The organism is Solidesulfovibrio alcoholivorans DSM 5433 (assembly GCF_000702665.1).
GTDB classification, from domain to species: domain Bacteria; phylum Desulfobacterota; class Desulfovibrionia; order Desulfovibrionales; family Desulfovibrionaceae; genus Solidesulfovibrio; species Solidesulfovibrio alcoholivorans.
Genome location: NZ_JNJA01000015.1, coordinates 13194 through 35272, shown reverse-complemented (window position 1 = coordinate 35272; position 22079 = coordinate 13194). Strand labels below are relative to the sequence as shown.

At 68.4% G+C, this 22079-nt stretch carries 18 protein-coding genes; 7 read left to right on the top strand and 11 right to left on the bottom strand.

Annotation, left to right across the window (positions count from 1 at the left end; translation table 11 throughout):
* Positions 1-4 precede the first annotated feature (4 nt).
* Together Q368_RS0118795 and Q368_RS0118790 are read left to right on the top strand one after the other, a co-directional pair.
* Entirely contained in the window at positions 5-433 is a 429-nt protein-coding gene (locus Q368_RS0118795) for a DUF1772 domain-containing protein (RefSeq protein ID WP_029460590.1), read from the top strand.
* A 137-nt stretch (positions 434-570) separates the two neighbouring features.
* On the top strand, positions 571-2691 hold the full coding sequence (locus tag Q368_RS0118790; protein ID WP_052360297.1) for a molybdopterin-containing oxidoreductase family protein: 2121 nt from the start codon (positions 571-573) through the stop codon (positions 2689-2691).
* Positions 2692-2737: 46 nt separating this feature from the next.
* On the opposite strand, the gene Q368_RS0118785 is transcribed toward Q368_RS0118790, so the two are convergent.
* The 4 genes from Q368_RS0118785 to Q368_RS0118770 all read right to left on the bottom strand — a co-directional run bounded on the left by Q368_RS0118785 (position 2738) and on the right by Q368_RS0118770 (position 5548).
* Complete coding sequence (locus Q368_RS0118785) at positions 2738-3031, bottom strand: hypothetical protein (protein ID WP_029460588.1); 294 nt, start codon at positions 3029-3031, stop codon at positions 2738-2740.
* 112 nt (positions 3032-3143) lie between these two features.
* The gene (locus Q368_RS0118780) at positions 3144-3557 is read right to left on the bottom strand and encodes a hypothetical protein (RefSeq protein WP_156955792.1); all 414 of its coding nucleotides are present in this window, start codon (positions 3555-3557) and stop codon (positions 3144-3146) included.
* A gap of 669 nt (positions 3558-4226) precedes the next feature.
* Complete coding sequence (locus Q368_RS0118775; RefSeq protein WP_029460586.1) at positions 4227-4895, bottom strand: YceI family protein; 669 nt, start codon at positions 4893-4895, stop codon at positions 4227-4229.
* A gap of 17 nt (positions 4896-4912) precedes the next feature.
* Positions 4913-5548: a nitroreductase family protein gene (locus Q368_RS0118770; RefSeq protein ID WP_029460585.1), complete on the bottom strand. Its 636-nt coding sequence runs from the start codon at positions 5546-5548 to the stop codon at positions 4913-4915.
* A 177-nt stretch (positions 5549-5725) separates the two neighbouring features.
* Here Q368_RS0118770 and Q368_RS0118765 point away from each other — a divergent pair, with 177 nt between their 5' ends.
* The 3 genes from Q368_RS0118765 to Q368_RS0118755 all read left to right on the top strand — a co-directional run bounded on the left by Q368_RS0118765 (position 5726) and on the right by Q368_RS0118755 (position 12241).
* A complete protein-coding gene (locus Q368_RS0118765; RefSeq protein ID WP_029460584.1) occupies positions 5726-7648 on the top strand; it encodes an aconitate hydratase in 1923 nt (640 codons plus the stop codon).
* A gap of 28 nt (positions 7649-7676) precedes the next feature.
* A complete protein-coding gene (locus tag Q368_RS0118760) occupies positions 7677-9623 on the top strand; it encodes a SurA N-terminal domain-containing protein (RefSeq protein ID WP_029460583.1) in 1947 nt (648 codons plus the stop codon).
* A 566-nt stretch (positions 9624-10189) separates the two neighbouring features.
* Entirely contained in the window at positions 10190-12241 is a 2052-nt protein-coding gene (locus Q368_RS0118755; protein ID WP_029460582.1) for a cache domain-containing protein, read from the top strand.
* Between the two features lie 125 nt (positions 12242-12366).
* Here Q368_RS0118755 and Q368_RS0118745 read toward each other — a convergent pair whose 3' ends face one another.
* The 5 genes from Q368_RS0118745 to Q368_RS0118725 all read right to left on the bottom strand — a co-directional run bounded on the left by Q368_RS0118745 (position 12367) and on the right by Q368_RS0118725 (position 17662).
* On the bottom strand, positions 12367-14487 hold the full coding sequence (locus tag Q368_RS0118745) for a methyl-accepting chemotaxis protein (protein ID WP_029460581.1): 2121 nt from the start codon (positions 14485-14487) through the stop codon (positions 12367-12369).
* 199 nt (positions 14488-14686) lie between these two features.
* Positions 14687-15163 (bottom strand): metallophosphoesterase family protein, encoded by a 477-nt coding sequence (locus Q368_RS0118740; protein WP_029460580.1) that lies wholly within the window; start codon positions 15161-15163, stop codon positions 14687-14689.
* 5 nt (positions 15164-15168) lie between these two features.
* Positions 15169-15822: an HD domain-containing protein gene (locus Q368_RS0118735; RefSeq protein WP_029460579.1), complete on the bottom strand. Its 654-nt coding sequence runs from the start codon at positions 15820-15822 to the stop codon at positions 15169-15171.
* Between the two features lie 75 nt (positions 15823-15897).
* On the bottom strand, positions 15898-17097 hold the full coding sequence (argJ, locus tag Q368_RS0118730; RefSeq protein WP_029460578.1) for a bifunctional glutamate N-acetyltransferase/amino-acid acetyltransferase ArgJ: 1200 nt from the start codon (positions 17095-17097) through the stop codon (positions 15898-15900).
* 64 nt (positions 17098-17161) lie between these two features.
* On the bottom strand, positions 17162-17662 hold the full coding sequence (locus Q368_RS0118725) for an EF-hand domain-containing protein (RefSeq protein ID WP_245611400.1): 501 nt from the start codon (positions 17660-17662) through the stop codon (positions 17162-17164).
* A 126-nt stretch (positions 17663-17788) separates the two neighbouring features.
* Here Q368_RS0118725 and Q368_RS0118720 point away from each other — a divergent pair, with 126 nt between their 5' ends.
* Both Q368_RS0118720 and Q368_RS0118715 read left to right on the top strand, forming a co-directional pair.
* The gene (locus tag Q368_RS0118720; RefSeq protein ID WP_029460576.1) at positions 17789-18967 is read left to right on the top strand and encodes a tetratricopeptide repeat protein; all 1179 of its coding nucleotides are present in this window, start codon (positions 17789-17791) and stop codon (positions 18965-18967) included.
* 95 nt (positions 18968-19062) lie between these two features.
* Positions 19063-19377, top strand: coding sequence for a hypothetical protein (locus tag Q368_RS0118715; protein WP_029460575.1), 315 nt, complete (start codon positions 19063-19065; stop codon positions 19375-19377).
* A gap of 1034 nt (positions 19378-20411) precedes the next feature.
* On the opposite strand, the gene Q368_RS0118705 is transcribed toward Q368_RS0118715, so the two are convergent.
* Together Q368_RS0118705 and Q368_RS0118700 are read right to left on the bottom strand one after the other, a co-directional pair.
* Positions 20412-20657: a hypothetical protein gene (locus Q368_RS0118705; protein ID WP_029460574.1), complete on the bottom strand. Its 246-nt coding sequence runs from the start codon at positions 20655-20657 to the stop codon at positions 20412-20414.
* Positions 20654-22021: an aldehyde dehydrogenase family protein gene (locus Q368_RS0118700; protein WP_029460573.1), complete on the bottom strand. Its 1368-nt coding sequence runs from the start codon at positions 22019-22021 to the stop codon at positions 20654-20656. The genes Q368_RS0118705 and Q368_RS0118700 overlap by 4 nt, the downstream gene beginning before the upstream one ends.
* Positions 22022-22079: the final 58 nt, after the last annotated feature.

The following is a 22079-nucleotide window of genomic DNA, read 5'->3' as shown; positions in this document are numbered from 1 at the left end:
CCGCATGGAATTCACCGCCCTGGCTCTGGCCGTCATGGCCGCCTTCACCGGCGCGGCCTTCTACCTGTATTTCGTCGAGCATCCCGCCCGGCGCGACATGCTGGACGGCGACATGCTGGCGCAGTGGCAGCGCAGTTGCCCCAGGGCGATCCGGGTGCTGGCCCCCCTGGCCGGGGCCGGCTTCTTTTTTGGCGTGCTGGCGCTTTTCTGGTCCGGCGGCGCGCTCAATCTCACGGGCGCGCTTTTTTCCATCGCCATCTGGGTCGTGACGTATAAATGGATCAGGCCCATGGACAGAACGCTCATGGCCGCGAATCCCGATACGGCCGACGCGGCCACACGGGCGCTTCTGGAAAAGTGGAACCTGCTCCACGGCCTGCTCGCCTGCCTGGGCTTTCTCGCCGTGCTGTGCTTTTTCGCCGCGATCCGTTAATGTCGTGTCCCTGTGGGACATACGCCCCGCGTGCGACGGCCGGATCGCCCGGAACAAGACGCAAGGAATCCTTGCCAGGTTTGACCTTTTATGGGGATTCCAAAGGGCGAAAACCCTTTGGCCGCCGGAGGCTTCCCCTGCCCAGTCCTACGCCCCCTTGCGACGGGGAATTTCGCAGCATCTGCCGCGTGTGCCACGGCGGTTGCGCCGCCCGGGTGACGGTCGCGGACGGCAGGGTCGTGCGCGTGCGGCCCTGGCCGGGCTCGCCGTTTAATCGCGGCCGCATGTGCGTCAAGGGCCTTTCCACGCCCCAGGCCATGCACCACCCCGACAGGCTCACCCGGCCGCTCAAGCGCACGGGCGCGCGCGGCGAGGGGAAATTCGCCCCCGTCTCCTGGGACGAGGCCCTTGCCGACATCGCCGCGCGCCTGGACCGCTTCCGGCGCGAGTCCGGCCCCGAATCCGTGGCGCTCGGGCAGGGCACGGGGCGGCACCACTACTTCCACGTCATCCGCTTCGCCAACACCTTCGGCACGCCCAACTGGTACGAGCCGGGACTGGCCAACTGCTACATCCCGCGCATCACCGTCTCCAACCTCACCTACGGCGGCTTCGTCACGGGCGACTACTACGGCGACACGCCGCCGCGCACCATCCTCTTCTGGGGCCACAACCCCCTGGTTTCCGGCCCGGACGGCAAGCTGGCCTTCCCCGTGCGCGACGCATTGGCGCGGGGGGCGTTCGGCATCGCCGTGGACCCCCGGCGCAGCGAAACGGCGAGGCGCTGCGGCCTGTGGCTACCCATCCGCCCGGGCACGGACGCGGCGCTCGCCCTGGCCATGCTGCGTGCCGTGATCGAGGAAGGCTGGTACGACAAGGAGTTCGTGGAAGCCTACGGCGCGGGGTTTGCCGACCTGCGTACGCGCGTGGCCTCGGCCACGCCCGCCTGGGCCGAGGCGGTCACCGGCGTGCCGGCCGGGGCCATGCTGGAGGCGGCGCACCGCTACGCCACGGACCGCCCGTCCATCCTCGACTGGGGCGTGTCCCTGGAACAAAACCCCAACAGCCTGCAAACCGTGCGCGCCGTGGCCCTGCTGCGGGGCCTGACCGGCAACCTCGACGTGCCCGGCGGCGACGTCTTCGGCAGCGACCTCGTCGGGGCCTATCCCGTGCTGCGACAGGCCCTGCCCCCGGAGGCGCTCGCCAAGCGCATCGGCGCGAACCGCTTCAAACTCCTCGGCGGCTTTCGCGCCTTCATGCCCGCTGCGCACATCCCGGGGCTTTTTGCGGCCATGCGCACGGGCGAACCCTACCGCGTGCGCGCGCTGCTCGTTTTCGGCAACAACCCCCTGGCCACGGTCGCCAACACCCGGGGCGTGCTCGAGGCGCTCAAGGCGCTCGACCTGCTCGTCGTCGCCGACCATTTCATGACGCCGACCGCCGCCATGGCCGACTACGTGCTGCCGTCGGCCTACTGGCCCGAGATCGACCAGATCATCGAACTGCCCTTTGTCGCGCCCCGGGCCGTCTTCGCCCACCGCAAGCTCGCAACCGTGGGCGAATGCCGCCAAAACGAGCTGATCCTCAGCGACCTGGCGCAACGCCTCGACCTGCCCGGCGCGGACGAAAACCTCACGGACATCCTGAACCAGCGCCTGGCCCCCATCGGGCTCACCTTCGAAGAGCTGGCCGAGCGCTTCATGGTCATGGCCCCGCCCGCCTACCACCGCTACCGGGAAAAAGGCTTCCGCACGCCGAGCCGCAAGGTGGAGCTTTCCTGCAAGGCGCTCGCGCGCCTGGGCTACGATCCCCTGCCCTCCTTCGCCGAACCGCCGGAAAGCCCGGTCTCCGCGCCGCAAACGGCGCGTGAGTACCCGCTCGTGCTCACCACCGGGGCCAGGCGGCCGGAATTTTTCCACAGCGACGGCCGGCAGATCGCACGCCTGCGCGCCCGCCGGCCCGATCCCCTGGCCGAACTCGGGCCGCGAACCGCGGCGCGCTACGGCATCACGGACGGCGCGTGGATGCGCGTGAAAAGCCCGCGCGGCGAAATCCGCATGCGGGCCAAGGTGACGGAGGACATCATGGAAGGCGTGGTCAGCGTGGACCACGGCTGGTGGTTCCCCGAACGGGAAGAAGACGGGTTCGATGCGCTCGCTTCCAACGCCAACGTGCTCACAAGCGACGCGCCCCCCTACGACCCCGCCTTCGGCTCCTACCAACTGCGGGGGCTCTTGTGCGCCGTGGCCCCGGAATAACGCGGCCGCCCGGATAACTCCAGGCGGCCGCGAAGAAGCACCTTGGCTAAGGCCCTATGTAAATGGGCGGCAGATACACCCGCACGCCCGGAGCCGGAGGAACCGGCCGGCAGGCCCCGGCCCGCCAAAATGTCCCTGGCGGACAGGCCGGCGGCACATACGCCGGCGGCGGCGGATAGTAGGCCGGAGGCGGCGGATAGTACGGCATGGGCATGCAGCCGCGCGGGCCGTCCCAGAAATACCCGGGGGGACAGGGCGGCCGGGCCTCGGCATCCCGCACGACCACCATTGTGGCAGCCAGGAAGCCGGCCAGCAGCAACAGGCAAAGCAGTTTCTTCATAGCCTCTCCTCGTTGGGGATATACGCGCAACACACGGTGAACCCCCACAATGTCCTCTCTGGCACACTCGCCGTGCAAAGGCAAGTGACGCGGCGGCAATGCCCCGGCCCGGTCACGACGCGCCGCCAAGGCTGATCTGGCGAATCACGGCCGCCACCCGCTCCTGCAACGCCTCGAACGCCTCACGGTTCTTCGCGCCGCCTTCCTTGACGTATGTCACGAGCGCCTGGGCCGCCTGCCGCTCCACCTCGTAAAACCCGATCAACAGCGTCAGATCCTTGCGCTCCTGCTCCTTGAGCTCACGCATGAGCCGGCCCTTGAAGACACCCAGCACCCAGTCGGCGTAACGCAACTGATCCGCCGCCGCGCGCGCGGCATCCTCCTGGGAAAGCAGCCGTTTGTCGTAGCGGACATACACCCCGGCCAGCGCCTCGTGCCCCAGCACCAGCCCCTGGCCGGCCAGCATGCCGATGGTCTGGAGCATCACCTCCCGACCCTGGTCCTGCCCCTGCTCCCGTGGCTGCACATGGGGCTGCGCATGAGGCTGCTCCCGAGCCGTCACACGCATCGGCGCTGCCTGCGCCGCAGCCCCGCACCCCAGGGAAAATACAAGCGCCATAACGCCGATCCGTCTCACCGTCACCCCCGGTCAATGGCTTTTTCTCCCCTATAACGCCATGCTCGAAAGCGAACAACCGGGGCGCGCCGCCGGCCCCTGCCAGGGCGCTGCCCAGACCCCGCCGGGGGGAGTCACTCCCCCCGGTCCCCCCGGCCGGCGTCGTGCCGCGGAAGGGACTGCGGTCACCGGAAGGGCTGGCGTTGACGGTACGAAGATGGGGCCGGAATTTCCCCTGCCGCTGCCGCCGCTTTCGCGGCAGGCGCGGCAGGGGGAATTCCGGCCCCAGGCCGTCGCCCTTTCAGGGCGAGTTTGGAGGAATTCTACTGACCTAATCTTCAGATGCGGCGCTTCGCCGCTGGCGCCCGTGGTCGCGGAAATGGGCCGGCCGTGCTGGCCGGCTTTGCGGCCTGCGGGGCCGGCCCATTTCCGCGACCACAAACCCCGTCGCACCGCATGCCGACCGTCCTCCCTCCCGCTTGCCACTCCCCCGTCGGGGAGGTCCAGGAGGGGATGATCCCCTCCTGGCCGCCGGAGGCATCTTCTCTCTTCCTCTTCTTCCCCTCTCCCCGTCTCCTCCTACTCTCCTTTCACGCACCCTGGCCGTTTGGCCAGGGTTTCGCCGGCGAGGCTGATATCGACCATGTCGCCGACAGCGCCCATTTTGAAGTATTTGCCCGTGCCGACGTGGTATTCCAGCCGGTTGAGCGACAGATGGGCCTCGTAGCCAGAGGCGTCCACGCAGGGCATCATGGGGTTGGGCTTGGTGCCGAGATATTTGATGGGGATGGAGACGGTTTTGGTCACGTCCTTGATGGTGAGTTTGCCGGTGACGGTATAAATGCCCTTGCCGGCCGCGACGATGCGTTCGCTTGCGAACTTCATTTCGGGGTAGTTGGCGCTGTCCAGGAATTCCGGCGTATTGAGGTGCTTGTCCCGGGCGGCGACGCCGGTGTCCACGCTTTTGGTTTGCACGGTGAAGGCGACGTGGCCTTTGGCCGGATCCTTGGCGGGGATATCGATGGTGCCGGCGGCCGCGTCGAAGCGGCCGGCCACGGGCGCGACGATGTGGCGTATCCAGAACGTCGTGGAAGTATGGGGCGGATCGAGGGTTTTGCCGTCGAGCACGGGCGCGGCCGGCTCGGCGGACGGGGACAGCAGCAGGGAATTGGCGGGCTGGGCGAAGCCGGCCGCCGGGACGAGGCCGAATGTGGCGAGGCACACGATGGCGAGAAGGGTCTTGCGCATGGCGGAACTCCGACGCCCTATTCGGGCAGGGTATAGAGGATATCGTCCGGGCTGAAGCGCCATTTGGGCGGCGCGATCGCAACGCCTGGCTTGAGGTGCCCCACGGCCATGAGCAGGGGAATCCAGAAACGGTCGGGGATGCCGAAGGCGGCACGCACGCCGTCGTGGTCGAACCCGTCCATGGGGTGGGTGACATAGCCTGCGTCGGCGGCGACGTACATGAAGGTCATGGCGAGAAAGGCGGTGTTCTTGACGCCGAAGGCCAGGGATTTCTCCGGGGTTTCGCCGTAGAGGCTGTGCACGGACGCGGCGAAGGCGTCGCGCTGTTCCGGCTTGTAGCGGCCGGATTGCATGAGGAAGGAGAACTGGCGCTCGAAGGAGGGCTCGTACATCTTCCAGGCCTGGGTATCGGCCAGGAACATGAGCACGACGGGCGCTTCGGTGACTTTGGGCTGGTCCCAGGCCAGGGCGCGCAGTTTGGCTTTCCGGACCGGGTCGCGCAGTACCGCCACTTTCCAGGGCTGGAGGTTGAAGCCCGAGGGCGCGCGCACGGCGGTGTCGAGCATCGCGTCCAGGTCGGCCTGGGGCACGTCGCGCTCGGGGTCGAAGAAGTTGACGGCCCGGCGCGCCGTCATGACATCCTTGAAATCCATAAGGCGCTCCTTTTTTCTGACCTTACCCCTGTGCGCCTGTTTCCCGGTCGCGTCAACACGCTTCGGGAACAAGCCGCTCCCGGCCCGGCGCACCGGGGCCGCCCCTTGACTTCGCCGTCCGGGGAAGGCATGCAGGCCGGACATTTCTCCCTTTCCCGACAGCCAAAAGGACCTCCCATGCCGTTGAATCTGACGCAAAAGATCATCAAGGACCATCTTGTTTCCGGCGAAATGACGCCGGGATCCGAAATCGCCCTGCGCATCGACCAGACGCTCACGCAGGACGCCACGGGCACCATGGCCTACCTCCAGTTCGAAGCCATCGGCCTGCCCCGCGTGCGCACCGAGCTTTCCGTGAGCTATGTGGACCATAACACCCTGCAGATGGGCTTCCGCAATCCCGATGACCACGCCTACCTGCGCACCGTGGCCGCCAAGTACGGCATCATCTTCTCGCCCCCCGGCACGGGCATCTGCCACCAGTTGCACCTGGAGAACTTCGCCAAGCCCGGCAAGACGCTGGTGGGTTCCGACTCCCACACGCCGACGGCCGGCGGCGTGGGCGCCATGGCCATGGGCGCGGGCGGCCTGTCGGTGGCTTTGGCCATGGCCGGCGAAGCCTACGTCATCGCCATGCCCAAGGTGGTCAAGGTCAACCTGACGGGGGCGCTTACGGGTTGGGCCACGGCCAAGGACGTGATCCTGAAGCTGCTTGGCATGCTCACGGTCAAGGGCGGCGTCGGCAAGGTCATCGAGTACGCCGGCCCGGGCGTGGCCACGCTGTCGGTGCCCGAGCGCGCGGTCATCACCAACATGGGCGCGGAACTCGGGGCAACGACCTCCATTTTCCCGAGCGACGACGCGACCAGGGCGTTCCTGACCGCCATGGGCCGCCCCGGCGACTTCACGCCGCTTGCCGCCGACCCGGACGCGACCTACGACGAGGTGGTGGAGATCGACCTGTCGGCGCTCGTGCCCATGGCCGCCGCGCCGCACATGCCCGACCGGGCGACGACCATCGCCGCGCTTGCCGGCATGAAGGTCGACCAGTCCTGCATCGGCTCGTGCACCAACTCCTCCTACGCCGACCTCATGGCCGTGGCCGACATCCTGGAGGGCAAGCGCGTCGATCCCACGACCGACCTGCTGATCGCCCCGGGCTCCAAGCAGGTGCTCAAGATGCTCGCGGCCAAGGGCCGCATCGACGCCCTGCTCGACGCCGGCGCGCGCATCCTGGAGTGCGCCTGCGGGCCGTGCATCGGCATGGGCGGCTCGCCGGTCTCCGGGGGCGTCAGCGCGCGCACCTTCAACCGCAATTTCGAGGGCCGCTCGGGCACCCAGGATGCGAAAGTGTACCTGGTCAGCCCGCAGGTGGCGGCCGTGACCGCGCTTCGCGGCGAGTTCTCCGACCCGGCCACCTGGGGCGAGGCCCCGGCCAAGGCCGAACTGCCGGCCGACGCCCCGGACATCCGCAGCCTGTTCCTGTATCCGCCGGCCGACGGCGGCGACGTGGAGATCCGCCGCGGCCCGAACATCGCCCCGCTGCCGCCTTTCACGCCGTTGCCCGAGGTCGTCGCAGCCAAGGTGGCGCTCAAGGTCGGCGACGACATCACCACGGACCACATCCTGCCGGCCGGCGCGCAGATCACGGCGCTGCGCTCCAACATCCCGGCCATCAGCGAATACATCTTCAGCCGGGTGGACGCCGAGTTCGTGCCGCGCATCAAGAAGCTCGGCAAGGGCATCATCCTCGGCGGCGAGAACTACGGCCAGGGCTCGAGCCGCGAACACGCGGCGCTCGGGCCGCGCTACCTCGGCGTCGCCGCGGTGGTGGCCAAATCCCTGGCCCGCATCCACCGGGCCAATCTGGTCAATTTCGGCATCCTGCCGCTGCTTCTGGCCGACCCCGCCGATTACGGCCGCATCCCCCAGGGCGCGGCGATCACCCTGGCCACGGGGCCCATCACGCCCGGCGGCACGACCACGATGACCGTGGAAGGCGTGGGCGAAGTCGCCGTGAAAAACGACCTGACCGCCCAGGAACTGGAGATCATCCGGGCCGGCGGCCTGCTTAACCGGGTCCGGAGCGCGCGCGGCTAACGCCCCCGCTCCCCACCGAGGAGAAACCATGCTTGATCCGATGCGCAAACACGCCCAATCCTGGGGCATCAAGATCGTCTTCGGACTGATCATCATCGTCTTCGTCTTCTGGGGCGTGGGCAGTTTCCGGGGCGACAAGGCGACGGTGCTGGCCACCGTCGACGGCGAGCCCCTGCTGATCAAGGATTATGAAAAGGCCTACCAGGAGAACCTGCGCCTGGTGAAAAGCAAAAACCCCGATGTCACGGACAAGCAGCTCCAGGACGGGGGCTTTCGCTGGCAGGTGTTCAGCAACCTCGTGACCACCCGGCTGCTGGAAGGGCAGGCGAAAAAGCTCGGCATCGCGGTCAGCGCCGACGAGCTGCGCGCCGAGATCGCCAAGATTCCTGCCTTCCAGAACGAATCCAAGCAGTTCGACGCCAAACGTTACGAGAACCTGCTCAAGGCCAACGGCGTGACCCCGGGCGAGTTCGAGGACGACTTCCGCCAGAACCTGCTCCTGGAAAAGCTCGCCGCCTACGTGGGCATGCCGGCCACGGTGACCGACGCCGAGGCGCGTTCCATTTTCGACTTCATGCGCGAGCAGGCCGTCATCGACTACATCCCCTTCAAGGCCGAGGACTTCACCAAGGGCTTCGCGCCCACGGCCGACCAGATCAAGGCCTACTACGAGGCGCGCAAGGACCAGTTCGCCACGCCCGCCCAGGTCAAGATCGACTTCGTGGAGTTCACGCCCAAGGCCCTGGCCAAGCCCGACGAGGTCACGGACGCCGACATCGCGGCCGCCTACGAGGCCAACCGCAAGAAGTACGCCAAGCCGGAACAGGTGCAAGTGCGCCACTTCCTCATCATGCTGCCCCCGGACGCGTCCAAGGAAGCCGTGGCCGCGGCCGAGGCCAAACTCAAGGACCTGGCCGCCAAGCTCAAGGCCGGCGCGGACTTCGCCACGCTTTTGCCGAAAAACCCCAACAATCCCGAAGGGCTCATCGGCGAGGACTGGGCTTGGCTGCCCAAGGGAAGCCTGCCCAAGGAGTTCGGGGCGTTCGAGGAAAAGGCCTTCGCCCTCAAAAAGAACGAAATCAGCGAGCCCGTGCGCACGAGCCTGGGCCTGCACCTGATCCAGGCCGGGGACCATCAGGCCGCCGGGGAAAAGGCCCTGGCCGAGGTCAAGGACGACATCCGCGCCGAACTGGCCGAGCGCAAGGCTTCCGACAGGCTGACCAAGGCTCTGGATTCCATCCAGGAAAAGGTCGCCTCGGGCGAGGACCTGGGCAAGGCCGCCGGCGAGGAGAAGCTCAAGCTCGCCACCTCGGACTTCTTCGACCAGCAGACCCCGCCCCCGGCCCTGGGCCTTTCCGAACAGGCCGTGGGCACGCTGTTCAAGATGAAGAAGGGCGAGGCGGCCGACACGCCGCTGTCCACCCAGGACGGCTTCATCATGGCCCGCGTGGCCGACGTGAAGCCCGCGGGCTTCGAACCCCTGGACGCGGTCACGGACGTCATAAAAGACCGCCTGACCGCCGACGAGGGCCAGAAGCGGGCCCGGGCCAAGGCCGAAGAACTGGCCAAGGCCATGGAGACGCCCGAAGGCCGGCAGAAGGTGCTGGCCGAGTACAAGGACAAGATCGCCGTGTCCCAGCCGTTCACCCGCCAGGGCTTCATCCCCGGCCTCGGCATGGCGCCCGTGCTCGCGCAGACTGCCTTCGAGGCCAAGGAGTCGGGCTGGTTCCACACGGCCTACGCCGTGACCGACGGCTACGTGCTGGCGGGCCTCAACAAGCGCGTGCCGGCCGATGCCGCCCTGTGGGACAAGGAAAAGGAACGCTGGCTCCAGACCCTGACCCAGACCAAGCGCACGGAGCTCTTCAACGCCTACCTCAAAACCGTGCAGGACGCGGCCAAGATTGAGATCGTCAACGACCAGATCCTCGGGCCGCGCAACGTGCCCGGCGGCCCGGCAAGCGCCGAGAAATAGCCTGCCTTTCCCAGCCATGCAGGGCGCGGCTTCGGCCGCGCCCTTTTTTATGCCGGCCGCCGACAGGCGCGGATGCGAAGCGCCATCGCGATCTCTTGAAGAAGAGTGATTCTCGTCTTAAATCATTGACAAAAATGTCTTACAATGCTGCAATGGGACGCAACGGGGCTCTGCCGCCCTGAGCGGCAGCCGCACAGGGCTCCCTGCGTGACGGCCGTATGCCCAACACCACGGCGCGCACACGAGGCAACATCCTAACAGACTGCAGCAACTCTCCTTTCCACGCAGAACTGGCGAACGGAACCGAAAGAAATCGTCACGGAAACGCACAACGATCGCGATGCCGCACCTTGCGCGCAACGCTATCGGTCACTCATCCCAAAGGAGGAATGCCCGAAATGTAAAACGCCGCAACAGTCCGCCCCGTTCCAGCGGTTTACACGTCGCCGCCGCTGCTTCCGGGGAGCATAGGACCAGACCCGGCCCGTTGCCGCGACGCGGCATGCCGCCCCTGCGTCGGCGCAGACGGGCGCCACAAGGAGACGTGCCTATCGGAGGCTGCCCCAATGAACAAAGAACTGCTCAAGAAACACGAACAATCCCTGCTGCACGCCATGACCGGCGTCGAGAACTGCCAGGGCGTGCTCAGCCGCCTGGACCGCCAGTGGACCCGGGCGACCCTGACCGGCAAGATCAATTGCAGCCGCATCGCCCAGACGCTGATCGATTTCATCATCAGCACCCAGGACAATTTCACATCCCTGCAAAAAAACCTCGTGGACACGCTGGTGTTGGAAAACACCCAGAAGGTGGTCCTGGAAATCACGGCCGTGGCGCAGGTCGCCATCGACATCCTCAAGCGCAATCTTTTCGAGCGCACGGCCGACGTCGGCTTCCTGGCCACCGACGACGACCTCGTCCGGTTCCTCGCGGGCGGCGAGGACGACCAGGGCGCCGTGGCGCGCATCGTGGAGCGGCTGCGCGAGTACCGGGAAAAGTACACCGTCTACAGCGAGATCATCGTCTGCGACACGGCCGGAGTCGTGCGCGCCCACCTGGACCAGGACAATCCCGTCGTGCGCAGCGCCGATCCCCTGCTGGCCGAAACGCTCGCCGCGCCGTCCTACGTCGAGACCTACCGGGAGACCGACCTGCTCCCGAGGCGCGGCGAGGCCCTGGTCTACTCCCAGGCCATCAGGCACCCCGCCAGCGGCGCGGCGCTCGGCGTACTCTGCCTGGTCTTCGATTTCGACGGCGAGATGGCGAGCATCTTCGAAAACCTCAAGCGCTCGTCCGAGGACATCGTCATCCTCATCCTCGATGAGACCGGCCGGGCCATCGCCACGAGCGACCCGGCGCGCGCGCCGCGCGGGCGCACCTACAACATGGCCCTGCGCGACGATTTCGCCATGGCCCAGCTTGGCGGCGAGGCCTACCTGTCCAAGACCCTGCCCACCAAGGGCTACCAGGGCTTTTTCGGCCTGCCCTGGTACGGCCAGGTGCTCAAGCGCGTGGCCACGGCGTTTCAAAACGGCACCAACGGCCATGGCCTGGACGAGGCCGCCATCCGGCGCAACGCCATCTTTTCCGCGCGCCTCATCCAGGTCGAGGAGGCCTCGGAGAACGTGCTGTCGGATTTGCAGCTCGTGGTGCAAAACGGCGAGATCATGGCCGCCAAGAAATCCGTCCAGGCCGATGCCTCGGAACGGGTCGAGGCGCAGGCCCTGCCCCATGTCTTAAACGAGGTCAAGAAGATCGGCGACCAGGTGCAGCAGGTGTTCCAGACCTCGACCGGGGGCCTTTTGAAGCTCGTCACGTCCTCGCGCCTGCACGACGTCCGGTTCCTGGCCGCCCTGGCCATCGACATCATGGACCGCAACCTCTACGAGCGGGCCAACGACTGCCGCTGGTGGGCGCTGACCTCGGATTTCCGGCGCATGCTTGAAACCCCGCCCCTGGCCGAATCCGACCGCGCCCGCATGCGCGAGATCCTGGCCTACATCAACAGCCTCTACACGGTGTACACCAACCTCTTCGTCTACGACCGCGAAGGCCGCATCCTGGCCTGCTCCAACCCCGACGAGCACCGGCAGGAAGGCCGCGCGCTCCACATGCGTTGCGTCGCCGAAACCCTGACGCTCACCGATTCCCAACTCTACCGCGTCTCGGACTTCGAGGCCACGGACCTCTACGCGGACCAGGGGCGCGAGCGCCACACCTACATCTACAACGCGGCCATCACCTCGCTCAACCGGCCCGACACGGTGCTCGGCGGCATCGGCATCGTGTTCGACTCCGAGCCCCAGTTCCTGTCCATGCTGCACGACGCCCTGCCCCGCGACGGGGCAGGGCGCATCCTGGACGGCTCGGAAGGCATGTTCGTGGAAGCCGGCGGCCGCATCGTCGCCTCGACCAACCCCGAGCACGCGCCCGGCGACATGGTGGACCTGGCCGGCGTCTTCTGCCAGCTGCACTGCGGCCAGTCCACGTCCCACCTCGTTGCCGACGGCGACAAGCTCTACGCCGTGGGCTGCTCCCACAGCGCCGGGTATCGCGAGTACAAACGCGACGGCGGCTACGTCAACGACCTGCTTGCGGTCATCAAGGTGCGCATCTAGGCGGCCTCGCCCTCGCACGCGAAACGGCCCCGCGCCCGGGATTCGGGAACGGGGCCGTTTCGCGTGCCCAGGGTCAGGATCCCGGCCAGGGCGAAGAGCGCGGGCTCGTGCATCGGTTTTCGAATCTACATGCCGAGGGCCCGCGCGCCGCCGCCGCCGCTTTCCTCCTCCAGGGAGGCGATGAGTTCGCGCAGGGCCTCGGTCTGGCGCGCGAGCTCGGCCACGGCCCCGGCGGCGTGGCGCATGGCCTCGGCCGTTTCGCTGGAGATGCCGTTGATCTCGTCGATATGGCGGTTGATCTCCTCGGTTGCGGCGGACTGCTGTTCGGCCGCCGTGGCGATGGAGCGCACCTGGTCCGTGGATTCGCCGACAAGCGCCAGGATGGCGTCGAGCCCCGCGGCCGCCGCTTCGGTTTGTGTCATGGACTGGGCCACGACCTGCCTGGTGCGGTCCATGCCGCCGAGCGTGCCGCCCACGCCCTGCTGGATGCCGGAAACGGCCTCGCCGACCTCCTTGGTGGCGCTCATGGTCTTTTCGGCGAGCTTTCTGACCTCGTCCGCGACCACGGCGAAGCCGCGGCCGGCCTCGCCGGCGCGGGCCGCCTCGATGGCGGCATTGAGGGCCAGCAGATTGGTCTGGTCGGCGATGTCCTCAATGGTCCGGGCGATGGAACCGATGCCGTCGGCCTTGGCCGAGAGCGCCGACACCGAGGCGTAAACCTCCTGGAAGCCGTCGTGGATGCCGCGCGCGTCGGTTTGCACCTTTTCCATCTGCGTCCTGCCCCCGGCGGCGGCTTCGCGCGTCCTGTCGGCCAGGGAGGCGGTCGCGCCGGCGTTTCGCGCGATCTCCAGGACCGAGGCGGACATCTCCTCCACGGCCGTGGCCGTCTCGTTGATGCGGCCGGACTGGTGGCCGGCCCCCCGGCTCGCCTCTTCGATCTGGGCCGACAGTTCGCCCGACGCCGTGGACACGATGCCGACCACGCCCTTGAGCCGTTCCGCCGCATGGAGCATGCCCGAGGCCTTGGCCGATTCGGCCTTGGCGCGGGCTTCCTCGGCCTGGCGGCGCGCCTCCTCGGCCTCGCGGGCCGTGCGCTCGGCCTCGGCGCGGCGCTGCTCGATCTCGCCGACATTGGCGGCCAGGGTTTCTGCGGTCTGGTTGAGGGCCTCGTAGACCTGGCCCACTTCGTCGCTGCGGCGCACGCGCAGCCGCGCGTCGTAGCGGCCTTCGCCGATGGCCCGCAGCTGGCCGATGATGCGGGTCATGGGCCGGAAGATCTCCTTTTGCAGGAAGACGGAGATGAAAACGCCGATCAGCAGCAGGATGCCGATAATGGCGGCCCCGGCCTGCCACATGAGCGCGCGCACCGGCCCCACCACCTCGTCTTCGCTGACGAAGGTGAGAAATTTCCAGCCGAGCTTGGGCGCGTCGTGGCCCAGGGCGAGGAAGCGCTCGCCGCCGAGTTCCACCACCGCATGCCCCGAGCCGAGGTCAAAGGCCTGCGTGAGGCCCGGGATGCCGAGCTCTCCGATTTTCTTGAAGTTTTGTTTCGCGTCGCGGGGGTTGGAGATGACCACGCCGTCGTTTTGGACAAACACCACATACCCGGAGCGGCCGATCTTGATCTCCTTGACGATGTCCGTGAGGACCTTGAGTGAAATGTCCACGCCGACCGTGCCGATGCGCTTCCCGCCCTCGGAGGCCACCTTGGCGATGCCGACCACGGCCTCGCCGGTCGTGGACATGTAGGCCTTGGAGATGACGGGGCGGTCCGGCGCGGCCAGGGCGTCCAGATACCAGGGGCGCTTGCGCGGGTCGTAGCCGGCGGGAATGGGGTCCGGCAGACTGGAGACGAAGCCGCCGCCCTCGGAGCCGAAGTAGACTTCCACATACGCCGGGTGGGTCTTCTGCATTTCCTGGTACGCGGCCATGATCGCCTTGCCCGTGGCGTCGTCGTCGCGGGGGATGGCCTTGGTCTTCTCCCTGGTGCCGACGTAGGAGCTGAGCGTGGCGTCCACCCGGCGCAGCAGGGGCGCGTCCGCGAGCAGCACCACGTTCTCCTTGCCCTGGTCCATGAAGATGGTCATGGCATTGTCGAGCTGGTTGATTTCGCGCGTGATGGCGTCGATGCGCTGCCCCACGGTCTGGGTGTAAAACGCCCGGAAAAGCAAGCCGAACACCAGGGCCATGGGCACGGTGACCGCCAGAAAAAGTCCCAGCATGATTTTGATTTTAATGGATTTCACGGTTTCCTCCCTGCGCTTGCCGCAACGGGCGATTGAGCCTTGCCCGCTGGCGGGGCATCTTCATGGCGGGCCTTGCGCACCGTACCGGGAAAATGCACCGATCCGGCGACAATTCACAAAAATGAAGAGATGCGCAAGGCGTCACGCACACAACCGGAATGCGTGAACGCCAACCGTGCGGCCCAAGGGGGGAGAAAAATCAGACCGAGACGAAGCGGACCGAGCGCACGCCTTGCCCTTCCTCGCATTCGAGCAGGGCGAAGGAGCCGCCGGGCGAGAGCGAGCCGGGGTTGACCAAGCGCGTCGCACCGAGAGTCACATCCTCCGCGGCGTGGGAATGGCCGAAAAAGACCAGGTCGTAGCGGCTGCCGAAAGCCTTGGCGATGCGTTCGGCCAGGCCCTGGCGCATGCCCCAGCCGTGGGTGACGGCCAGGCGCAGCCCGCACAGCTCGCGTTCGAGCAACGGCGGCAGTTCGGCCGCCAGGTCGTAGCTGTCGGAATTGCCGGCCACGGCCTCGAAACCGGGGTGCTGGAGCAGGTATGCCCACAGCCCGTAGCCGGCGTGGTCGCCGCAGTGGTAGAGGCGGTCGGCCGGGGCGAGGTGGCGCGCGTAGACGTCCTCGAACCAGGGCGTGGGCGCGCGCAGGTGGGTGTCGGAGATGACGGCGACGCGCATGGCGGCTATTTCCCCCGGTTGGAACCGCTTGCCGGATCGTGGCCGTTCTTGCGGTTCCACCACTCCCGGTCCGGGGCGGTGAACCACCACTCGGCGTGGTCGGTGGCGACCACGGCCCTGGCGAGCTCGCGCCCGGTTTCGGTGCGAAGCCTGGCCATGGCCGCGTCGATCCAGGCCGCGGCGTAGCGGTTGCCGCGGTCGAGTTCCTCTTTCAAATTGGCGATGAGATCGATCTGGTCCGCGTCCTGGGCGAGCAGGGCCTCGGGCGAGGCGGCCTCCTCCAGCTCGTCGCAAAGGGGCAGCACCGCGCCGGAAAGCCCGGTGCCGGCCAGGGCGTCGGCCAGGGCGCGGCGGGCGTCGCAGGTGTTGTAGAGCTTGTTGACGTAGTTGAAGTCGCCGGTGCGCGCCTCGTGCAGGTCGTGAAAGAGGCACATGGCCATGGTCTTTTGCGGGTCGGCCCCGGCCCGGCTGGCCAGGACGAAACCGATCACGGCGGTGCGGAAGCTGTGCTCGGCCACGTTTTCCGCGCCCGAGCCCAGAAACTGGTAGCCGGTGCGCGGGGTCTTGCGCAGCATGCCGGCTTCGAACAGGAAATCCGCAAGCCGCGTCAGGCGGTCGCGGTCGCTCGTGTCCACGAGCCCGGGATTTTCGCAAGTCATGCAAGCCTCTCGCCGCCAGGGCGGCGTGGCGCCGGGCACGCCTTCACGGTGCGCCCGGCGCGTCCAAACGCCCTATTAGGTGCGGTAGTCGGCGTTGATCTTGATGTAGTCGTAGGTCAGGTCCGAGGCCAGAAGCAGGTAGCGGCCCGGGCCGCCGCCAAGCTCCACGTCCAGGCTGATCTCGCCCCGGCGCATGTGCGGCGCGAGCAGCGCGTCCAGGTCGTCGGCCACGGGCATGCCGCGCTCGAAAACCGTAATGCCGCCGATGCGCACGCTCACTTCGTCGGGATTGAAGGTCGCGCCCGAGCGCCCGAGCGCGGCCACGATGCGGCCCCAGTTGGCGTCCTGGCCGAAAAAGGCCGTCTTGACCAGGGGCGAGTTGCCGACGGCCCGGGCGGCGAGCTCGGCCTCGGCGTGGCTGGCCGCGCCCTGCACCTTGATGCGCAGGATCTTCGTGCCGCCCTCGGCGTCCTGGATGAGCATGAACGCCAGCGCCTGGCAGACCTCGACCATGACGGCGAGCAGCGCCTGCCTGCCCTCGGCCGAGTCGATGACCACTTCGGAAGCGCCGTTGGCCAGCGCCAGGACGCAGTCGTTGGTGGAGGTGTCGCCGTCCACGGTGATGCTGTTGAAGCTGCGGTCCGCGGCGGCGGCCACGGCTTCCTGCCACCACAGCGACCCGACCTTGGCGTCGCACAGAAGCACGCCGATCATGGTGGCCATGTTGGGCGCGATCATGCCCGCGCCCTTGCACATGCCGAGCACCCGCACCTCGCCGGCGTCCGTGGCGAGCGTGCCCCAGGCGAGCTTGGGAAAGGTGTCCGTGGTCAGGATGGCCTTGGCCGCGGCCACGGGCGAGGTCTGGCCGAGGCTTGCGGCCAGGGACGGCACCGCGGCCTTCCATTTGTCGAGCTTGAGGCGCGCGCCGATGACGCCCGTGGACGCCGGCAGGATCTCCTCGGGCGAAAGGTCGGTCGCGCCGGCGACCAGCGCCAGCGTGGCGCGGCAGTCGGCGAGGCCGTCCTCGCCGGTGCAGGCGTTGGCCTGGCCGGAGTTGACGAGGATGGCCCGGGCATGGCCGCCCGAGGTTTGAAGCTGCTTTTTGGCCACGAGCACGGGCGCGGCCTGGAACAGGTTCCTGGTGAAAACGCCCGCCGCGGCGGCCGGCGGTTCGCTGACGATGAGCGCCAGATCGTCGCGGTCGGGCCGTTTGAACCCGGCGGCGGCGGTGGCGAAGGCAAATCCCTTGGGCAGCGGGATCACGGGCGAGGTCATGGGCTCTCCTTGGTCCTTGGTCTCGAAGATGCAATGGTGCGCGGGAAAGGGGAACGGCCGGGCGTCAGGGCGCGGGGCGCGGTCCGCCCGGGCGCTGGGGCGGCGGCGCGGCCATTTCCTCGCGCGTGAGCACGCCATCGTCGTTCTTGTCCAGGCGGCGGAATTCCCGCTCGTGGAAGTTGCGCCACTCCTCGAGGGTCACGCGGCCGTTGTGGTCGGCGTCCATGGCGTCGAACAGCCGGTTCATGTTGGGCGCGCCGACCGGGCGTCGCTCCACGCCGGACGCTCCTGCCGGCGCGGCCGGGGCCGCAACCGGAGCCGGGGCGGCGGCGGCCGGAGCCGTCGTTGCCGGGGCGGACTGGCCCACGGGACCGTAGAGCGGCCGGCCCTGGGGCGCGGACGCGGCCGGAGCCGGGGCCTGCGGCGCGTTCTCCTGGGGCAGGTAATCCGGCGACGGATAGGACGTTTGCACGGGTTTGGACGGAGCGCGGTTTTCCCCGGCGCAGCCGGCGCAAAGGCCGGCGGCAAGCGCCAGTGCGCAGCCCATGGCGCGAAGCGTGTTCATGGTGTCCCTCCTTTCCCGGGCGTCCCGCCGCAGGCTGCGGGCGCAAAGGGTTTTGATACACCAAAGCCCCCCGGCAGGCCATACCCGGCCTTGACAGGCCCCCGCCCCTTTGCCAAGCCCCAGCCCATGCATCCCCTCATCCGCATGCTGCTCGTCCTGTGCCTGGCCGCCGTCCCGATCGGGGCGCAGGCCATGAGCCTCGACGACCTGCTTTTCTACGGCACGGAATCCCTTTCCCGCGGCCGTTTCGACCAGGCCGGCGACGCCTTTGCCGCCGCCCTGGCCAAGGACCCGCAAAACCCCTACGCCTCGGGCCGGCTGGCCCTGGCCAAACTCGGCGCAGGCCGCGTCGCCCAGGCGCGCAAACTCCTGGAAGCGTCGCTCGCCGCGCGCGGCGACGACCTGTTCGCGCTGTGGACACTCGGCTGCCTGGAACTGCTCGAAGGCCATCCCGAGGCAGCCGGCGCACGGTTTACGGCCATGGGACAGGTCGATCCGGGCAATGTGCGCAGCCTCGTCGGCCAGGGGCTCGCGGCCGTGGCCGCCGGCAGGACGCGTGACGGCCTGGTGCTGCTCGCCAAGGCGCAGCAGGCCGACAGCGGCGACGCCCTGGCCCGGCTCCTGTCGGGGCTCGCCTTCTGGATGCTCGACGCCCCGGCCAACGCCCGCCTGGAACTCGAGGCCACCCTGGAGCTCGAACCGCGAAACGCCGCCGCCCTGGACCTGCTCGGCCTCGTCTACAAGCGCCTGGGCAAGACGGGACTGGCCAAAAGCGCCTGGGAACAGGCCCTGACCGTGGACGCAAGCGACGCGCGCGCCCGGTTTTTCCTGTCCCGCCTGTCCCAGGACGAGGCTCTGGCCGCCTCCCTGTCCGACCGCCCCGAGGAGGCGAAGCGGGCCTACGAGCGCGCGCTGTCCATCGACCCGGGCAACGCGGCCGCGGCCAAGGCCCTGGGCGTGCCCATCCCCATGGCCGCGCCCCAGGCCGCGCCGACGTCCCCGCGCGGCGACGCCCCCGGGGGCAAACGCGCAAGGCCCCGCGAGGACCCGGCGAAACCGGCCGCCCGGCAACCGGCGGCCGCCCCGGCGAAACCCGCCCCCGCGCCGGCGACGCCCTCCGCCAAGGCCACGGCCGATGCCCTGGAGCTCCCCGGCAATCCCACGGCCGATACGGCGTCGCCGGCCGAAAGCAAGCCCGTCAAGAGACGCGTTACGCGCGCACCCGCAACCCTACCGGCGCGGGAGGCGACCTCACCCGAGCCTGCCGCGCCCCCGGCATCGCCCGGACCGGCAGGCGCCCCGTAAGCGGCCCCCCCAGAACCGGCCGCCGGTTGACGCCAACGGCCGATTCGACCAACCTGGGGGCAGATGTTCCGACAACGCCAGACACAGGAGGAGGCATGAACCTCACGCGCATCGCGCCGGCGCTGCTGTTGGCCCTCGGCCTGGCGGCCCCGGCCGCGGCCCAGGACTTCGGCCCGAAAACCTATGCGGAATGCGTCATGGTCAACGCCAAACGCGCCGTCTCGCGCGACGGCGGCATGCTCATGCGCCGCGCCTGCAAATGCCGCTTCCAGGACGCCAAGGCCGAGGAGTGCCGCGCCTATTCCCAGGCCGCCCTGGACTGCATGATCAGCAACCTCGTCGCCGCCGAGCGCGACGAGCAGGCCTGGGGTGTGGAACGGGCCTGCCGTACCAAGCTTCCCAAAAATTAGGGAGCGGGGAAGAGCGAAGAAGAAAGAGAAGAAAGAGGAAGAATGCCTCCGGCGGCCAGGAGGGAAGGCTCCCCTCCCGGACTTCCTCGAGGGGGAAGGCCACCGCGGTGTGTACACGCGGGGCCTGTGCCCCTGCTTCCAACCGGCCGCCTGTGGATGCAGGCGGCGAAACAAGTGAAAGGCCGCCCGGCGTGATCGCCGGGCGGCCTTTGTCCTTGCGCGCGCTTGTCGGTCCCCTGTCGCCAAACGAGAAAGCGGCCCCAGGTCGCCATCCCGGGGCCGCTTTCGGAAATGTCCTTTTCGGAGGAAGGATGAACTGGGTATAGCAACGAGCGTGCCAACCTTCGCGCAAACTCATTTTATACTTATATACAAGCATGTTGTGAAACCAACTCGCCGCCAGCACCTGCCGAAAGACCTTCGCCGGGCCGCTTTTCGGTACAAATGCTTTTACACTTCCCGCCAATGCCGCGAAGGAACGTACAGGTTTTTGTACGGTCCCGTGACGACGCCTTGGAAATCCAACTATCGCAGCATGTTGGGAGGAGTTGCCCGCAACAGGAACACGCACCCTTTCGGGCGGATGGCGCACACGGGTCGGTGCGGCGAAAGGCGCGGTACAAATCCTTGTCCTGTCGCGACCGGCCTGATGGGCGTTTACGGCGCAGCCGACCTGCCGCAGGCGGCAACAAAGAGAAGGACAGGCGTGTTCCGGACAAGGAGCGTCCCATGGAATTTCACGTTGCGGTCGCCGCCATGCCCGCTTTCCGTTTCGCCGTCCCGGCCTGGCCCGGCGGCGCCGGGCACGTCGCCCGGGAACCGGAGCGCCGCCTCGCGCCCATTTTCGGGGAAGCCGAACGGAACGTGCGCCAGGATGCGGCGGACAACGCCTGCATCCTCCTGCGCAACGGGCTGCGCCTGGCCACGGGCCATGTCCGGCAGGGACGCGGCGGCCGGGCACGCCGGCCAGGAGAGGGAATGGGGACGCCGGACGCGAAAAAGCGCGGCCTGTACGGGCCGGCCGGCAGGGACGGCTACTGCTCCATGAGCAGGCGGTTGCGGCGGCGGCGCAGGATCTCGTGCTGGGTCGCGAGCGTCAGCTTTTCCTGCTTCGCCGCGAAAATCTCCTGGGCGTAGGCAACCCCGGCACGGGGGTCCTCGGAGGCCATGAGTTCGCGCACGCGCTTTTCCACGGCGATCTTCCTCTCTTCGACCGCAGCCATTTCCTGTTCCAGGGCCTCGGCCTCGGTCGCGATGTCCGTTTCCTTGCCGCCGCTCATGCGTCCTCCACGATGATGGACTTGATGTTGCAAAATTCCAGCAGGCCCCAGCGGGACAGCTCCCGGCCGTAGCCCGAGCGTTTGACGCCGCCGAAGGGCAGGCGGAAATCCGAGCGCGGCACGGCGTTGACCGCGACCATGCCGGCCTCGATGCGCCGGGCCAGTTCCAGGCCGCGCGCCGTGTCCGCCGTCCACACGCTGGCCCCAAGGCCATAGGCCGAAGCGTTGGCCAGGGTCACGGCGTCGCCTGCGTCGGCTGCCGCGACCACGGCGGCAACCGGGCCGAACAGTTCCTCGTCGAAGGCCGGCATGCCCGGCCGCACGTCGGCAAGGAGCGTCGGCGCGTAGAAAAATCCCGCCCCCGGCAGCCGGTTGCCGCCGCACACCACGCGCGCGCCCAGGGCCACGGATTCGCGCACCTGGCGGTCCAAATTTTCGAGCAGATCCTCGCGCGCCAGCGGCCCCACGGTGACGGCCGGATCGCACGGGTCGCCCGGCACGTGCGCGGCCAGGCGTTCCGCCAGGCGCGCGGTAAAGGCCTCCACAAGGGGCGCTTCGACGATGCAGCGCTTGGCCGCGATGCAGGCCTGGCCGCACACGCGCATGCGCGCGGTTTCCGCGGCGACACAGCAGTCGTCGAGGGCCGCGTCGGCCAGGACGATGAAGGGGTCGGAGCCGCCAAGCTCCATGACCGCCTTTTTGACGGCCCCTCCGGCCAGCGCCCCCACGGCCGCGCCGGCCCTGGCCGAGCCCGTGAGCGTCACCCCGCGCACGGCCGGATGGGCGATGACCGCGGCCACGAGCGCTTCCTCGACGCGCAGCAGGGAAAAGATCCCGCCCGGCAGCCCGGCTTCCTCGAACAGTGCCTCGAGGGCGAGCGTCGCGCCGGTCACGTTGGCGGCGTGCTTGACGAGCACGCCGTTACCCGCGGCCAGGAGGGGAATGGCGGCGCGCAGCGTCTGCCAGTACGGAAAATTCCAGGGCATGACGGCGAGGACCACGCCCAACGGCTCGAAGACGACCATGCGCCGGCCGGTTTCGGCGGCAAGCGTCTCCGGCGCGAGCCAGCGCGGCGTCATCCTGGCGTAGAACCGGCAGGCCCGGGCGCAGCGCCGCACCTCGGCCCGGGATTCGGGCAGGAGCTTGCCCATCTCGCGCGTGGCCAGCCCGGCGAGATGTTCCACCCGCTCTTCGAGCAGGTCGGCCAGGCGCGACAGCACGGCCAGGCGCTCGGCAAGGGGCACGTCGCGCCATTGCCGCTGCGCGGCGGCGCATTCCTCGACGACCAGCCGCGCGGCCAGGGCGTCGTGACAGGGATAGCGGGCCAGGGTCTGGCCGGTTGCCGGATTGATGCTGACGAACATGGAGATGTATGGGGCGGCACGCGACAGGCAGGCCTGGGGATCAGGCCGGCCGGCGCAC

Bases quoted from the DNA above. Each gene is read 5' to 3' on its own strand.
- Q368_RS0118700 (WP_029460573.1), bottom strand. From the start codon at position 22,021: ATGTTCGTCAGCATCAATCCGGCAACCGGCCAGACCCTGGCCCGCTAT.
- Q368_RS0118775 (WP_029460586.1), bottom strand. From the start codon at position 4,895: ATGCGCAAGACCCTTCTCGCCATCGTGTGCCTCGCCACATTCGGCCTC.
- Q368_RS0118785 (WP_029460588.1), bottom strand. From the start codon at position 3,031: ATGAAGAAACTGCTTTGCCTGTTGCTGCTGGCCGGCTTCCTGGCTGCC.
- argJ (WP_029460578.1), bottom strand. From the start codon at position 17,097: ATGACCTCGCCCGTGATCCCGCTGCCCAAGGGATTTGCCTTCGCCACC.
- Q368_RS0118740 (WP_029460580.1), bottom strand. From the start codon at position 15,163: ATGCGCGTCGCCGTCATCTCCGACACCCACCTGCGCGCGCCCACGCCC.
- Q368_RS0118735 (WP_029460579.1), bottom strand. From the start codon at position 15,822: ATGACTTGCGAAAATCCCGGGCTCGTGGACACGAGCGACCGCGACCGC.
- Q368_RS0118715 (WP_029460575.1), top strand. From the start codon at position 19,063: ATGAACCTCACGCGCATCGCGCCGGCGCTGCTGTTGGCCCTCGGCCTG.
- Q368_RS0118765 (WP_029460584.1), top strand. From the start codon at position 5,726: ATGCCGTTGAATCTGACGCAAAAGATCATCAAGGACCATCTTGTTTCC.
- Q368_RS0118755 (WP_029460582.1), top strand. From the start codon at position 10,190: ATGAACAAAGAACTGCTCAAGAAACACGAACAATCCCTGCTGCACGCC.
- Q368_RS0118705 (WP_029460574.1), bottom strand. From the start codon at position 20,657: ATGAGCGGCGGCAAGGAAACGGACATCGCGACCGAGGCCGAGGCCCTG.
- Q368_RS0118720 (WP_029460576.1), top strand. From the start codon at position 17,789: ATGCATCCCCTCATCCGCATGCTGCTCGTCCTGTGCCTGGCCGCCGTC.
- Q368_RS0118770 (WP_029460585.1), bottom strand. From the start codon at position 5,548: ATGGATTTCAAGGATGTCATGACGGCGCGCCGGGCCGTCAACTTCTTC.
- Q368_RS0118725 (WP_245611400.1), bottom strand. From the start codon at position 17,662: ATGAACACGCTTCGCGCCATGGGCTGCGCACTGGCGCTTGCCGCCGGC.
- Q368_RS0118760 (WP_029460583.1), top strand. From the start codon at position 7,677: ATGCTTGATCCGATGCGCAAACACGCCCAATCCTGGGGCATCAAGATC.
- Q368_RS0118795 (WP_029460590.1), top strand. From the start codon at position 5: ATGGAATTCACCGCCCTGGCTCTGGCCGTCATGGCCGCCTTCACCGGC.